The following is a 14,476-nucleotide window of genomic DNA, read 5'->3' as shown; positions in this document are numbered from 1 at the left end:
GAGTTTGGAAGTGTTACGCAATCATCGGGTCGATCGCCGCCCGGGGCACCAACACCTGTATCCCCCCGGCTGAGGCGGGTAACACCACACCCTGGTCGAAGAAGAAGATCACCCCGTCGTTGACCACCGCGAAATTCTGATAGTTGGCCGGGTCGTACAGCGCGGTTTGCGCGAACGGCAACGGCGGCGGCGTGGTCGTAACCGGCTGTCCCGGTTGCGCGGGAGGCGCGACTGGCGCCGGTGCCAGTTGCTGCTGCAGTTCGGCCTGGACAATCGGTGCGACGGTCTTCAGCGGATCATCCACCCGCCACAACGGCGCATGTTCCTTGTCGTCCGGTGCGGCCGTGTAGGTGATTGCCTTGCGATAGGTCTGGTCCCAGTTGAACGCCTTGTACGTCGTCTGTGGCTGGGCCTCGCCGACGTTTTGGCCCACTTTGAACACTACGGCCTGCGTGCCGCGCGGGGGAATCGACGAGGTGTATTCCGTCGGCTTGATGCTCAACTCGTACGGTGTGGTGCGGGGCGCGCCGGACTTGGCCGCGTTGAGGAACGCATCGCGCGTCTGGGCGATGTAGTCGGCGATCGACTTCTGGTCGGGGTAGTCCAGCGGAATGCTGATGTCGACGGTGTACCCGGGATCGGAGAGTTGGATCTCACACGCGCTGCCGGTATTGCCGCCCTTGAGGTCTGCGCAGTAATCCTTCGGGGCCGCCACCGCCACGCCAGAAGAACCGAACATGCCGGCAGCCACGACGACCACTGCCACGCTGAAAGAGCGCATGGGTAATACCTCCAAGCAAACGCGGCAACGCGCCGCGACGACAGATTAACGTGCGTGGACCGAACCCATGGTTGAGGACCCTACTGGCCGGCACCGACGGTTCGCGAGGTATCGACGTCGGCTCGGATGTCTTTGATCCGGCGAACCAGCCGCATCGACGGCTCGGCGGGCGAGCGGGTGAAGCCATAGTGTTGATAAAAGGCGACCGCCGCATCGTCGATGGCGTCAACCACCAGGTATCGAGCCGCTACCGTCTGCGTTGCAGACAGCACGCGCCGGTAGACATCGAAGAGCAACTGCCCGCCCAAGCCGCGACCGTGAAGACTGCTGTCCAACGCCAACCTGGCGAGCAACACGGCCGGAATCCGCTCCGGCATTCCCCTCGCAAGGCGGCGCGGCAGGTCGACGGCCACGATCTCGTGCGCGGATAGGGTGAAGTAGGCGAGCACCACGGTCTCGCCTTCGTCGGTCCACACGAACACGAACCGTGCCGCCGCGCCACCACCGTTTCAGCCGCCCGGCGCGCAATACTGAGGCAATGCCTGCTGTCCGCCGAGTATTCGTCGCGGCCCTGGCCGCCGTCCTGGCCCTGATCTTGAGCTCCCCCGCCTCCGCAGAGCCCCTGCAAGCCAGCTTCGCGAGGCTGGCCGGCACCATCCCGGCCACCATCGGCGTCGCCTACGCGCCGGTCGGCCAGAACGGCGCCGGCACGCTCGGCACCCTGCAGAACGGGGTGGCCTGGTCGACCATCAAGGTGCCGCTGGCGATCGCGGCGATCCAATCCAACCGCCCGAACGCACAAGATCTGGCAGCCAAGGCCGTCACCGCCTCCGACAACGACGCCGCCGAGAAGTTGTGGTCCGAGCTCGGGCCGGCGCCGCAGGCAGCCCAGCAGGTGCAGGCCGTGCTGCGAGCCGGTGGCGACCCCGGCACCGCGGTCGAATCCCGGCGGCTGCGACCGGAATTCAGTGCGTTCGGCCAGACCCAGTGGCCGCTGGCCCGCCAGGCCGTGTTCGCCGCCCACCTGCCGTGTATGGCCGTTGCCGCGCCCGTCTACAGCCTGATGAACAACACCGTCCCCGATCAGCGCTGGGGGCTGGCCAGCATCGACGCCCCGACCAAGGGCGGCTGGGGTCCCGGCCCGGGCGGGGGCTATCTCGTGCGGCAGTTCGGTGTCGTGGGCACACCGCACGGCCAGCTGGCAGTGGCACTGGCCGCCCAACCCAACAACGGCAGCTTCGACTCCGGCGTGGCCGCACTGAACCAGATGACCGAGTGGCTCAAAGCCAATGCCGCCGCGCTACCGGGCGGCCGCTGCGGGGGGTAAGTTGGCGGCTAACCACTTGTTACCCGCGAGTAGGAGACCGCCATGCCTGCCCCGTCCGCCGCAGACTTCGACCGGCTACGTGCACTGGCCGCCATCGACGACGTCGACGCCCGCCAATCGAGGACCATTGACGAAGTCTTCACCGGTAAAGCGCTGACCACGATTCCGATCGGCACCGCCGAAGACGTGACAGCAGCCTTCGCCAAGGCCCGCGCCGCACAGGCGCGGTGGGCGGCACGCCGCGTCAAAGAGCGCTGCGCGATCATCGAGCGCTACCGAGACCTGGTGATCGCCAACCGGGATTTCCTGATGGACGTCGCCCAGGCCGAGACCGGCAAGGCCCGCTCGGCGGCCCAGGAGGAGATCGTCGACATCATGCTCAACGCGCGGTACTACGCGCGCCAGGCCGCCAAGTTGTTGGCCCCCAAGCGGGTGCAGGGCTTGCTGCCCGGCATCGTCAAGACCGTCGTCAACCACCACCCCAAGGGCGTCGTCGGGGTCATCTCGCCGTGGAATTACCCGATGACACTGTCGATTTCGGATGCCATCCCCGCCTTGCTGGCCGGCAATGCGGTGGTGGTCAAACCTGACAGCCAGACCCCGTACTGCACGCTGGCCAACGCCGAACTGCTGTATCAGGCCGGTCTGCCGCGTGAGCTGTTCGCAGTCGTGCCCGGTCCGGGGTCCGTGGTCGGCACCGCGATCGTGCAGCAGTGCGACTACCTGATGTTCACCGGCTCCAGCGCCACCGGCCGTTCGTTGGCCGAGCAGTGTGGTGCCCGGCTGATCGGGTTCTCCGCGGAACTGGGCGGCAAGAATCCGATGATCGTCACCAAGGGCGCGAACCTGTCCGAGGTCGCCAAGGCCGCAACCCGCGCCTGCTTCTCCAACGCCGGGCAGCTGTGCATCTCAATCGAGCGGATCTACGTCGAGCGGGAGATTGCCGACGAGTTCGCCGCCAAGTTCGCCGAGCAGGTTCGCGCCATGAAGCTCTCGAGCGCCTATGACTTCTCCGCCGACATGGGCAGCCTGATCTCCGAAGATCAGATCAAGACCGTCTCGAACCATGTCGACGACGCAAAAGCCAAGGGCGCCAAGGTTGTCGCCGGAGGAAACGCCCGCGCCGACATCGGCCCGTTGTTCTTCGAGCCCACCGTACTGACCGATGTCACCGACGAGATGGAGTGCGGGCGCAACGAGACGTTCGGACCGGTCGTCTCCATCTACCCGGTTGACAGCGTCGACGAGGCCATCGCACGCGCCAACGACACCGAATACGGTCTGAACGCCAGCGTGTGGGCCGCGAGCAAGGCCCAGGGTGAGGCGATCGCCGCCCGGATCAAGTCCGGCACCGTCAACGTCGACGAAGGCTACGCACTGGCCTTCGGGTCCACGGCGGCACCGATGGGCGGGATGAAGGCCTCCGGGGTGGGCCGGCGCCACGGCGCCGACGGCATCCTCAAGTACACCGAGTCGCAGACGGTCTCCACCGCCCGCATCCTGAATCTGGACCCGCCACTGGGGATCTCGGGTCCGTTATGGCAGAAGCTGCTGACCCCGATGATCCGGGTGGTGCAGGCGCTGCCGGGCCGGTGATGCTCAGCGCCGCCCGGTCCGGCTTTTGCCCCGGCCGGCGGCCCGCTCCAACTCGGCAAGCGCCGGGCCGATCGCATCGGCCATCTCGTCGATGTCGTCGGCGACCTCCGGTGTGGTCACGAACCCGAAGTCGAGGTGTTCGCGGTAGGAGAAGCAGGTGATGTTCAGCGCCACGTCGAGCACCGGCGGGCCAAGCGGCACCAGCGATTCCACTTCCGCTCCGGCCATGTAGAGCGGGAACGACGGGCCCGGAACGTTGGAGACGACGAGGTTGATCGGGGCCAACCGGTTCGACAGTCCGGTCGCGGTGTAGGCGCGCGCGGCGAGCTGTAGCAGTCCCGGCGGGGTGGTGTCGGTCAGTCCCATGATCTGATGTGCCGACAGCGCCTTGGCCATCTGCTTGGCGCTCTGGGTGTTCTCGTGAATCATCTTGAGCCGGTGGCCCGCTCCTTCGATATCGGTGGCCAACGACACAGTCATCGAACTGACTTTGTTACCGACCTCGCCCTGACTGTCGTCGGTGCGGGTCGAAACCGGGATCTGGGCGACCAGCGGCTTGTCGGGCAACTCGCCGCGCTTGCTCAGGTAATCCCTTGCGGCACCGGCGACCATGGCGAGCACCACGTCGTTGAGCTTCACCCCGTAGGCGTCCTTGACGGCCTTGATCCTGGCGAGTTCGACTCGGGTGGCGGTGATCCGCCGGTGCGGCGACACGCTCGCGTTGAACCGGGTCACCGGGGCGTCGAAGTAGCGCGGTGGCTTGCGAGCCAGTCCCAGCCCTATCGTGGCGATCTGCTGGCGGACTGTCTGCTGCAGCAGCCGGCCGATCCGGAACGGCGTCATGACCGCAACGTTGACCAGGGCACCGATCACCTGGCGCTCGAAGCCGGGGACGCGGTCCCCGGTCAGCGAACCGACCGACTCCGGTTGCGGCGGACGCGGTTCGCGGGTGACGTCCAGCATGATCTCGGACAGGCCCGCCCCGGAGACGCCGTCGACAATCGCGTGGTGCATCTTCGTCAGCGTCGCGACCCGGCCGCCCTTGACACCCTCGATCACCCACACTTCCCACAGCGGCCGGGAACGGTCCAGCTTGTAGGACATCAGCCGGCCCACCAGCTCTTCGACCTCGCGCCGCCCACCCGGGGCGGGTACGCCGATGCGCCGCACATGAAAGTCGATGTCGAGTTCGTCGTCCTCAACGAACCATGGCCGGTCCAGCCCGAGCGGTGCGCCGCTGACCCGCCAGCGCAGCTGCGGCAGTTGCGGTAGTCGCTCGATCAGCAGTTGGCGGACCAGATCGAAGCTGTAATTCGGCGCCTGGCTGGGATCCAAGATCGCCAGACCACCGATGTGCATGTGCCAGCCCGCCGTTTCGGCTGACCAGAACGCCGCGTCGACGCCCGAAAGTCGCTGCATCGACCGAGACTAGCGCCGAACCCCCGGTCGCCGGACGCGGTTTGCCGTTAAGTTCCGGTGAATCAGTTGTCGGCCGCCACGTGCTTGGCGTGCACCTCGTCGGCAGGACGGGCTTCGGTCTGCTCCTTGGCCCAGCGGTAGTCGGGCTTGCCGGCCGGTGAGCGCTTGACCTCGTCGACGAACCACAGGCTGCGCGGCACCTTGTAGCCGGCGATCTCGGTGCGCGCGCAGGTGTTGATGTCCTCCAGAGACGGCCGGGCATTGCCGCGTGCCTGCACCACCGCGGCGACGTGCTGGCCGTAGCGGGCGTCGGGCACCCCGACCACCAGGGCGTCGAACACGTCCGGGTGGGTCTTGAGGGCTGCCTCGACCTCCTCGGGGTAGATCTTTTCGCCTCCGGAGTTGATCGACACCGAGCCGCGGCCCAGCATGGTGACGCTCCCGTCGGCCTCGACCTGTGCGAAGTCGCCCGGGATGGCGTAGCGCACCCCGTTGATGGTTTTGAAAGTCTCGGCGGTCTTCTTCTCGTCCTTGTAATAGCCGACCGGGATGTGGCCGCGCTTGGCGATGATGCCGCGCACGCCGGAGCCGGGCTGGACCTCGTTGCCGTCCTCGTCGAGCACCACGGTGGTCCTGTCGATGGTTACCCGCGGCCCGCCGGTGTGCGCTTCGCCCTTGGCGACGACGCTGGTGCCGCCGAACCCGGTCTCGCTCGACCCGATGGAGTCGGTGATGATCCGGTTGGGCAGCAGCTCCAGCAGTCGCTCTTTGATGCTGGGGCTGAACAGCGCCGCGGTGGAGGCCAGCAGGAACAGCGACGACAGATCGTAGTCAGCACCGTCGCTCGCGGCGACCAGCGCGTCCAGCAGCGGTCGCGCCATCGCATCCCCGGTGAAGAACAGCAGGTTCACCTTGTGGTCGTGGATGGTGCGCCACACCTTATCGGCGTCGAATTCCGGTGCCAGCACCACGGTTTGGCCGCTGAACAGCGACATCCAGGTCGCCGACTGGGTCGCGCCGTGGATCATCGGCGGTATCGGGTGGCGGATCATCGGCGCGTTGGCGGCGGCCTGCTTGGCCAAGTCGTACTCGTCGGCGATCGGCTCACCGGTGGCGAAGTCGGTGCCTCCGAACAACACCCGGTAGATGTCCTCGTGACGCCACATCACGCCCTTGGGGAACCCGGTGGTGCCGCCGGTGTAGAGCAGGTAGATGTCGTCAGCGCTGCGCGGCCCGAAGTCGCGCTCCGGTGAGCCCTGTTCGAGCGCCGTCTCGAACTCCACACCGCCGTAGCGGGCGTAGTCCCCATCGCTGCCGTCCTCGATCACCAGGACGGTCTTGAGATTCGGGGTCTCGGGCAGCACGTTGGCGACCCGGTCGCTGTACTGGCGCTCGTGCACCAGCGCGACCATGTCGGAGTTGTCGAACAGGTAGCGCAACTCGCCCTCGACGTAGCGGAAGTTGACGTTGACCAGGATGGCGCCGGCCTTGACGATGCCGAGCATCGCAACGACGATCTCGTTGCGGTTGCGGCAGTACAGGCCGACCTTGTCGTCCTTCTTGACGCCCTGGGCGATCAGATAATGAGCCAGCCGGTTGGCCTTCTCCTCCAGCTGCCCGTAGGTCAGCTGGTCGTCGCCACAGATCAGGGCAACCCGATCCGGAACGGCGTCGATGGCGTGTTCGGCGAGATCCGCGATGTTGAGAGCCACAACACACAAACTAGAACGTGTTACATTTCGTTTTCAAGTCGAGGCCCCAATCCGGAAAGGCGGACGTCGGTGAGCGAGTCGTCACAACAGCCCCACGCCCTGGTGGAACAGCGCGGACACACGCTGATTTTGACGCTGAACCGGCCCGAGGCCCGCAACGCTCTGAGCGGCGAAATGCTGCAGATAATGGTCGAGGCCTGGGACCGGGTGGACAGCGACGACGAGATCCGCTCGTGCATCCTGACCGGCGCCGGCGGTTACTTCTGCGCCGGCATGGACCTCAAGGCGGCCAACCAGAAGGCGCCCGGCGACTCGTTCAAGGACGGCAGCTACGACCCGTCGCGCATCGACGGGCTGCTCAAGGGCCGCCGGTTGACCAAGCCGCTGATCGCCGCGGTGGAGGGCCCCGCGATCGCCGGTGGCACCGAGATCCTGCAGGGCACCGATATCCGCATCGCCGGCGAGAGCGCCAAGTTCGGCATCTCCGAAGCCAAGTGGAGCCTGTACCCGATGGGCGGATCCGCGGTGCGACTGGTGCGCCAGATTCCGTACACGATGGCGTGTGACCTGCTGTTCACCGGTCGGCACATCACCGCCGCCGAGGCGCTGGGCATGGGCCTGATCGGCCAGGTGGTGCCGGACGGGCACGCGCTGACCAGGGCTCTGGAGATCGCCGAGCAGATCAACAACAACGGTCCGCTGGCCGTACAGGCGATGCTGCGCACCATCCACGAGACCGAGGGCATGCACGAGAACGACGCCTTCGCGATCGACACCAAGATCGGCATCAAGGTGTTCTTGAGCGAGGACGCCAAAGAGGGTCCGCGGGCTTTCGCCGAGAAGCGCAAGCCGGAGTTCAAGAACCGCTGATGCAGGTCGCGGTCACCGGCGGTACCGGCTACGTCGGCGCCCACACCGTCAAGACGCTGCTGGAAGCCGGCCACTCGGTACGACTGCTGGTCGCGCCGGGCTGCGGTTCCGAGCCCGTCATTCCCCGGCTTCGCGAGTTGGGCGCCCTGGAGGTGCTCGACGGCGACATCCGCGACGCCGGCGTGGTGGGGTCGTTGCTGGACGGCTGCGACTCGGTGCTGCACGCCGCCGGGGTGGTCGGCACCAACGACCGTCTGGAAAAGCTGATGTGGGACATCAACGCCCACGCCACCGAGGCGATCCTTACCCGGGCGGTGGAAGCCGGCCTGGATCCGGTGGTGTCGGTCAGCAGCTACAGCGCGCTGTTCCCGCCGCCCAACGGTGTGATCGGCCCGGACTCGCCGACCGTGCCCGGTCGCAGCGCCTACGCCCGCACCAAGGCCTACGGCGAGCGGGTGGCCCGACGATTGCAGGATGAGGGCGCCCCGGTGGTGGTCACCTATCCCTCCAGCGTGGTCGGTCCGGCCTTCTGGACGGCGCCGGGCGTCACGGAGCGGGGCTGGGCGCCGATCGTGAAGTACCGGGTGGCGCCGGTGGTGCGCGGCGGAATGGCGATGGTCGACGTCCGCGATGTCGGCCGCGTGCATGCCGCGTTGATGAAGCCCGGTCGCGGCCCGCACCGCTACCTGTGCGGTGGGATCATGGTCGGCTTCGACGAGATGATCACCGCGGTGGAGCAAGGTCTGGGTAAGCCGGTGCGACGGATCTCGGTAGCCCCCAGTGCGTTTCGCGGTATCGGGCGGGTAAGTGACCTGGCCAGCAAGCTGCTGCCGCTGCCCGAGGGCCTGAGTTACGAGGCGGCCTGGTTGTTGACCTCGGCCACCCCGACCGACGACTCGGCGACGTTGGCCGATCTCGGCATTACGTGGAGTTCGCCGGTCGAGGCGATTGTGGAGACGATGCGAGCAGCGGCTTAGCCCCTTCTCGACGCAGCCGTGGGTGCCGTTGGCGTGAACACCACCGGCATCGACTCCGGGCCGCTGACGAAGTTCGCCGGCCGCAGCGGCACCTCGGCCCCGTCGACCAGCCGCAGATCGGGCAGCCGCTGCAGCACCTTGCCCACCATCACGTTCAGCTCGAGGCGAGCCAGCTGGTTGCCCGGGCAGAAGTGCGCCCCGAATCCGAATGCCACGTGGCTGTTGGGGTCGCGCCGGATGTCGAACCGATCCGGGTCGTCGAAGACGGCTTCGTCGAAGTTGGCCGACTCGAACAGCAGCATCATCTTCTCGCCCTGACGCAGCTGGGTGCCGTGGAACTCGGTGTCGGCGGTCAACGTGCGGCACATGTTCTTCACCGGCGACGTCCAGCGCAGCATCTCCTCGACGGCGCCGGGCAGCAACTCCGGGTCGCGCTGTACCGCGTCCCACTGGTCGCGATTGCGCAGCAGCGCCAGCGTGCCGCCGCTCAAGGTGTGCCGGGTGGTCTCGTCGCCGCCGATCAGGATCAGCAGGGTCTCCATGACGAGCTCGTCGTCGGACATCCGCTGCCCGTCGACCTCGGCGTTGATCAGGACCGAGTAGAGGTCGTCGGTGGGTTCGGCGCGCCGTTTGGCGATCATGTCCATGGTGAACGCGGTGTAGCCGGCGAAGGCCTCCATCACCGCCTGGAAGATCTCCGACTCCGGGTCCAGGTGCGAACTCTGCCCGGTCACCAGGTCGTCGGACCACTTGAGCAGCATCGCGCGTTCGGTCGGCGCCACCCCGAGCATGTCGCCGATCACCGCCATCGGCAGCGGCGCGGCGATGTCGCGGACGAAGTCACACTCCCCGCGTTCACAGACCGCGTCGATCAGCGAGTCGCACAACTTCTCGATCGACGGGCGTCGGTCCGTGACCCGCTTGCGGGTGAAGCCGGCGTTGACCAGCTTGCGGCGCACCAGGTGCTCCGGGTCGTCCATGTCGATCATGTACGGCATACCCGGCTGGTCGGGACGGATGCCGCCGGTGTTGGAGAACAGCTCGGGGTTGCGCTCGGCATCGATCACCGCGGCGTAGCTGGCCGCCGCGGCCTGCCCGTTGCGGTCCCGGAACACCGGCTCGTGCGCCCGCATCCACTTGTAGGCGGCGCGCGCCCCGCCGTCGGCGTAGAACGTGCCGTCGGTCAGGTCGACGTCGGGCTTGGTCGTCGGCTTTACATCAGCCATTACCTCGGTCATCAGCGTCCTCCGGATTACAGTGGGCGTCATGGCTCTTTCGCAGCACACCATCGCTGGCACTGTGCTTACCATGCCCGTCCGCGTCCGTCAGGCAGATGTGCATAGCGCGATGTTCTCGGTTCCGTCAGACGCCGCACAGGCGATGATCGACTACAGCGGCCTGCAGGTTTTCCAGCACCGGCCCGGGCGGGCGGTGGTCAACCTGATGCTGGCCCGCTACATCGACGGCGATCTCGGTAAGTACCACGAATTCGGCACCGCGGTGATGATCAACCCGCCGGGTACGTCTGCCAGCGGCTGGCGCGCGCTGGGGTCCGCCGGCGCGTTCATCCATCACCTGCCGGTGGATCAGGAGTTCACCCTCGAGGCCGGACGCACCATCTGGGGATTCCCGAAGATCATGGCGGACTTCACCGTTCGCGACGGTAAGCGGCTGGGTTTCGACGTCGCCGCCGACGGCGAGCACATCGCCACGATGGAGTTCGGGCGCGGGTTGCCGGTGCCGGGTCTGTTCACCTCCCAGCCGCGGACATTGCAGGCGTTCAGCCACCTCGACGGTGTGACTCGCCAAGTAGCCTGGGAGATGCGGGTTTCCGGAGTTCGCGGCGCGATGGGCGGTACGACGCTGCGGTTGGGTACCCACCCGTACGCCCGTGAGTTGGCCGCACTGGGCCTGCCGAAACGGCCGATGATGTCATCGACGGTGGGGCATGTCGAGATGACGTTCGGGGATGCCGCTGTGGTCGGGGGCTAGCGAAGCTTCCCTTTGGGGATCGGCGGCGGGGGCGCGGGGTCTGTGATATCAAACCCCTGTGCGGCAAGCCATTTGGGGGCGTCATCGGCGCTGTCGGCGGCGGCGAGTAGGCCTTGGATGACGCCGACGATCTTTGTCACCGCCGCCCGGCTGGCAACGGCGGCATCGCTGTTGACGCGGTCTTTAATCGCGTTGAGTTGGGTGAGCTTGTCGGCGTCCGGCGCAGTCGAGGCGGCCGCCGCATTGCAGGCTTGATCCCCGGCTTCGCAGATTTCGGTGAGCCGGGCGCGCAGGTGGGTGACCGCAGCGGCTGCCGTCGTCCACGCCTGTTTCTTGTCAGCGGGATTCAACTCCGCTGTGGTCTCGGATTCCAACAGCTGCGTTAGTCCGGCCATCGCCGCACCGCACGGCGACCCGTCTGGTGCGCTCATACCGCGTGCCTGACCGGGGTGACCGCCTGATGCCAGGCCAGGTGGTAGCGGGCGAGTTCTTCGCTGCCGTCGATCAGGGCGTCGATGGCCGCCAACAGCATCCAGTCGGCGACATCCTTAGGGGCATGGTGAGGATAGGCCGACAGCACCCGGCCGGCGGCACCGGTGACCACTTCCCGGAACAGCTCGATTTCGTTTTCGGCGACACCGGATCTGCGGGCCACGGCGTGAGCGACGGTCTGCACGATGCGCGGCAACCACGAACTGGCGCCGGCCGCATCGATCAGGGTGGGGCCCAGTTCGTCGACGCGCTGGCCGTAGCGGGCGCGCTCCCCGGTCCCAGGCGCCGGATCGCCTGGGCCGGCGTCAGCTACATAGGTGTTGGGCTGATGTGTTGCGGTGGCGACGACCGCGCCGAGCAGATCGACCACGCTCAGGTCGTGACGGCGCTGTGCGGGGGCGAGCAACGTGACGCCAGGAGGCAATTGGACGTAGGGGGGGGTCCAGCCGCCGGCCAGGTCGGTGACCAGCACGGTGGTGGTCTCGTCGTCGCGCAGCCCGGCCGCCCACGCCAGGTTCGGTGCCTGACGGGCCACCGCATCAACCTTGCGCTGCAGATCGTCCTGTTCGGCCATCCGCTTGGCGGCTGTACCTGCCCCCGCCCCGGCCGTACCTCCGGCGGCCGCACCGCCGGCCAGCGCCGCACCCGACTGCCCACTTGTGCTCGCGGTTGGTTTGCCCGGCGCGAGACGATCACCGGAGGACGTGACGGCGGTTCCACCGGAGGTGGGTGTCGTGGGTCCGCCAGGCGGCGGTGACGTGGCGGCCGGAGGCCCGCCTGGGAGAGCTGGTGCGGCCGGCGCGGCGGCCCCGGCTGGCCGTAGATCCGCCCCGTAGCCGGGCAATGGGCCCGACGGCCCTGCTGGCCCGGCGCTGATCGGCGCCGACGGTACCGAGGCCGGCCCGGCTGTCATGGGAGGGGGCGCCGGTGTCGCCGCCGGCGCACCCGTGGTCGGAGCCGTCGGGGCGACCTCCGGGCTTGTGCCGCCCAGATGGCTCAGGTTGCCGAGCATGCCGCCCGCCATCGGCGTCACCGACGGCGACGGCGAAACCTGCGGACCCGACGACTGGCCAAATCCAGAGGAATCCGCCCCGCTCTGCGCCCACGGAGGTTGCGGTCCGCCTGGCCCTCCTGGCCCGGCCGGCCCCCCGGGCGTACCCGAGGCGAACGCCTGGCTCGGACCGCCGCCCGAAGGACCAGATGCGGTTGGGGCGCCGCCACCACTGCCACCGCCGAGGCCGGACATCGATGACATGGGTGATGCGCCAGCGAGTCCGCCGCCGGACCCACCGCCACCGGGGGTACCGATCCCCCCGCCGCCTCCAGTAAACCCAGGGGCGCCGCCCGGCGATCCGACGCCTGGGCCCGGTCCACTGCCGATGCTGCCACCACCGTTGGCCACCGTACTTGCGCCGCCGCTGCTACCACCGCCATTGGCCGCACTACCACCACCGCTGCCACCGCCGTTGGCCGCTGTTGTAGCGCTACCGCTCCCGCCACCATTGGCCCCACTACCACCACCGCTGCCACCGCCATTGGCCGCTGTTGTAGTCCCACTTCCGCCGGCGCCGCCGCCGTTGGCTCCAGTAGAAACGCCATTACCTCCACTCGGGGTGGCGTTGCCGCCGTTAGCACCGGCTGAAGCACCTCCGGGGTTGCTACCACCTCCGTTGCCGCCGCCACCCACGAAAGTGCCGCTGCCCCCCGCGTTTCCGCCGTTCCCGGCGGCTCCACCGTCGCCACCGCTGCCACCCGTTGTTGTTTGTGTACCCGTTCCGCTTCCACCGGCAGCCCCACCGTCACCACCGTTTCCGCCGGTGGTCGCAGGCGTACGCGCTCCACTCCCGCCGGCAGCCCCACCGTCACCACCGTTTCCGCCGGTCGTTGTAGGCGTATTACCTCCGCTTCCACCGTTACCGGCGGCTCCACCGTCACCCCCATTTCCGTTGGAAGTTGTAGGTGTACTACCCCCGCTTACACCGGCAGCGCCAGCTCCACCGTCACCGCCGTTCGCGCTATCGCCGCCGGCGGGTTGCGAACCGTTGGTGCCGAGACCGCCCTGTCCGCCGGCGCCGCCATCGCCATCAGGGTTTTGCGTTCTGGCTATCTGTTCGGCAGTGAGGGGTCCTCCCGGCGGTGGCACATCGAGATTCGCACCGTTGTTCTGCAGCCACTTTCGTGCCGTGGCATCAGCCCCGGTTTCGTCAAACATCTGTTGAGTAGCGTCGACTATTGCATTTATTGCAGTCGTCGCGGCATTGCCGGCGTCGGTGTTAGCTGTGAAGATTGCTGCGTTAACTTCGGGTAGTTTGGTTTCGATCGATCCTTGTCTTTTAAGGATCTCGTCGATTTTGTTGTTGCCGTCGTTTGCAATCGTTTTGAGGCGATCCCGCAGATGATTCACCGCCTCGGCGACGCTTTTATTCGCCTCGCTTTTACTACGACAGTGATGGGCAACACTGAGAAGACGTTTTTTGCCGAGGCGTAGACGAGTTAGCATATCTTCTGCCGTGTGGCCACTGTTGCGTTGCCCGAGCCAGGTAATAAGGTTGTCGATCTCTTGGGCTTCTCGCTGTTTGACGTCCTTGTGGCCGGACCAATAGGCGACTGCATCAGCCGGCCCGGTGGGCGGCGCAGGCCACCATGCGCCGATCAGTATCGGCGTGAATGGTCTCGAGTCGGGAAGATCAGTCACCGCACAAGCCCTTCATTGTGCGGTCCTTTGCATTCGTTTCATCGACAGCCGCCTGCCATTCACTCGGACTCGACATGCCGCGAGTACCTTTTGCGGCCATCTTTTGGTAGGAACCAGCTAGAGCGCGTGCGGCGTCTCGATACTTGCTTTCGAGTGCTGGATTCGCCGAGGCGGTCTCAAGGATCAAAGCGCCATTTGACATAGCGACCCGCGCTAACGCAACATCTCCGTCCGGAGCAGTCTCGATGCTCATCGCGTGCGCCGCGAGAAGGTATTGATCACATAATTGCGTCTTCGCCTCAGTCTTTTGCGCAGCCGTATAGGTAGGTTCTGCCCCTGACCCCGGCCGAGTAAGCGCCACGATCAGCGCCGCGGCGGCGAGGACGACCGCCAGGATGGCGAGGGCTGTGGCTAGCCAAGTACGGGGACGGCTGGGCTGCGGCGGCGTCGGCCAAGGCTGCGTCATGGTCACGTCACGGATGGTATCCCCGGAAGCCGCATTCGCGCTTACACCGTTGCTTCCGCTACGAAAATGCAGGCGGAGAGCCGATCTGCGGTGGGCGCGTATCGAGCGTGGTCAGGATGTAAACGGGATCCGGGCCGGTCGGCTATGTT

Annotated in this window: 14 protein-coding genes; 6 read left to right on the top strand and 8 right to left on the bottom strand. The window is 67.0% G+C overall.

Annotated elements, in window-relative coordinates:
• Positions 1-13 precede the first annotated feature (13 nt).
• Positions 14-781: an esterase gene (locus ACZYY4_RS00555; protein WP_463807464.1), complete on the bottom strand. Its 768-nt coding sequence runs from the start codon at positions 779-781 to the stop codon at positions 14-16.
• 80 nt (positions 782-861) lie between these two features.
• Complete coding sequence (locus ACZYY4_RS00550) at positions 862-1,257, bottom strand: GNAT family N-acetyltransferase (RefSeq protein ID WP_463807463.1); 396 nt, start codon at positions 1,255-1,257, stop codon at positions 862-864.
• A gap of 62 nt (positions 1,258-1,319) precedes the next feature.
• On the opposite strand from ACZYY4_RS00550, the gene ACZYY4_RS00545 reads away from it, so the two are divergent.
• Entirely contained in the window at positions 1,320-2,108 is a 789-nt protein-coding gene (locus ACZYY4_RS00545) for a serine hydrolase (protein ID WP_463807462.1), read from the top strand.
• A gap of 42 nt (positions 2,109-2,150) precedes the next feature.
• Complete coding sequence (locus ACZYY4_RS00540) at positions 2,151-3,704, top strand: succinic semialdehyde dehydrogenase (RefSeq protein WP_463807461.1); 1,554 nt, start codon at positions 2,151-2,153, stop codon at positions 3,702-3,704.
• A 3-nt stretch (positions 3,705-3,707) separates the two neighbouring features.
• On the opposite strand, the gene ACZYY4_RS00535 is transcribed toward ACZYY4_RS00540, so the two are convergent.
• Entirely contained in the window at positions 3,708-5,123 is a 1,416-nt protein-coding gene (locus tag ACZYY4_RS00535) for a WS/DGAT/MGAT family O-acyltransferase (protein ID WP_085261555.1), read from the bottom strand.
• Between the two features lie 62 nt (positions 5,124-5,185).
• Complete coding sequence (locus ACZYY4_RS00530) at positions 5,186-6,844, bottom strand: acyl-CoA synthetase (protein ID WP_463807460.1); 1,659 nt, start codon at positions 6,842-6,844, stop codon at positions 5,186-5,188.
• A gap of 60 nt (positions 6,845-6,904) precedes the next feature.
• Between ACZYY4_RS00530 and ACZYY4_RS00525 the strand changes: the two genes are divergently transcribed.
• Complete coding sequence (locus tag ACZYY4_RS00525; RefSeq protein ID WP_463807459.1) at positions 6,905-7,705, top strand: crotonase/enoyl-CoA hydratase family protein; 801 nt, start codon at positions 6,905-6,907, stop codon at positions 7,703-7,705.
• A complete protein-coding gene (locus tag ACZYY4_RS00520; protein ID WP_463807458.1) occupies positions 7,705-8,682 on the top strand; it encodes an NAD-dependent epimerase/dehydratase family protein in 978 nt (325 codons plus the stop codon). The genes ACZYY4_RS00525 and ACZYY4_RS00520 overlap by 1 nt, the downstream gene beginning before the upstream one ends.
• Here ACZYY4_RS00520 and ACZYY4_RS00515 read toward each other — a convergent pair.
• Positions 8,679-9,908: a cytochrome P450 gene (locus tag ACZYY4_RS00515; RefSeq protein ID WP_463807935.1), complete on the bottom strand. Its 1,230-nt coding sequence runs from the start codon at positions 9,906-9,908 to the stop codon at positions 8,679-8,681. The two genes, ACZYY4_RS00520 and ACZYY4_RS00515, sit on opposite strands and share 4 nt — an antisense overlap.
• Positions 9,909-9,948: 40 nt before the next feature.
• Between ACZYY4_RS00515 and ACZYY4_RS00510 the strand changes: the two genes are divergently transcribed.
• Positions 9,949-10,674, top strand: coding sequence for an acetoacetate decarboxylase family protein (locus tag ACZYY4_RS00510; RefSeq protein ID WP_463807457.1), 726 nt, complete (start codon positions 9,949-9,951; stop codon positions 10,672-10,674).
• Here ACZYY4_RS00510 and ACZYY4_RS00505 read toward each other — a convergent pair.
• Positions 10,671-11,069 carry a hypothetical protein gene (locus tag ACZYY4_RS00505; protein WP_463807456.1) on the bottom strand — a complete coding sequence of 133 codons (399 nt, stop codon included), beginning with the start codon at positions 11,067-11,069 and terminating at the stop codon, positions 10,671-10,673. The genes ACZYY4_RS00510 and ACZYY4_RS00505 overlap by 4 nt on opposite strands.
• Positions 11,070-11,101: 32 nt before the next feature.
• Positions 11,102-11,740, bottom strand: coding sequence for a DUF5631 domain-containing protein (locus tag ACZYY4_RS00500; protein ID WP_463807455.1), 639 nt, complete (start codon positions 11,738-11,740; stop codon positions 11,102-11,104).
• Positions 11,741-13,492: 1,752 nt separating this feature from the next.
• Here ACZYY4_RS00500 and ACZYY4_RS00495 point away from each other — a divergent pair.
• Positions 13,493-13,654 carry a hypothetical protein gene (locus tag ACZYY4_RS00495; protein WP_463807454.1) on the top strand — a complete coding sequence of 54 codons (162 nt, stop codon included), beginning with the start codon at positions 13,493-13,495 and terminating at the stop codon, positions 13,652-13,654.
• 199 nt (positions 13,655-13,853) lie between these two features.
• Here the strand turns inward: ACZYY4_RS00495 and ACZYY4_RS00490 are convergent, their stop codons facing one another.
• The gene (locus ACZYY4_RS00490) at positions 13,854-14,327 is read right to left on the bottom strand and encodes a hypothetical protein (RefSeq protein ID WP_463807934.1); all 474 of its coding nucleotides are present in this window, start codon (positions 14,325-14,327) and stop codon (positions 13,854-13,856) included.
• Positions 14,328-14,476 lie beyond the last annotated feature (149 nt).

The sequence above is a fragment of the Mycobacterium sp. IDUB_21 genome (assembly GCF_055419425.1).
The sequence above is the reverse complement of the archived record's forward strand: the minus strand, read 5'-3'. Positions and strand labels throughout refer to the sequence as shown.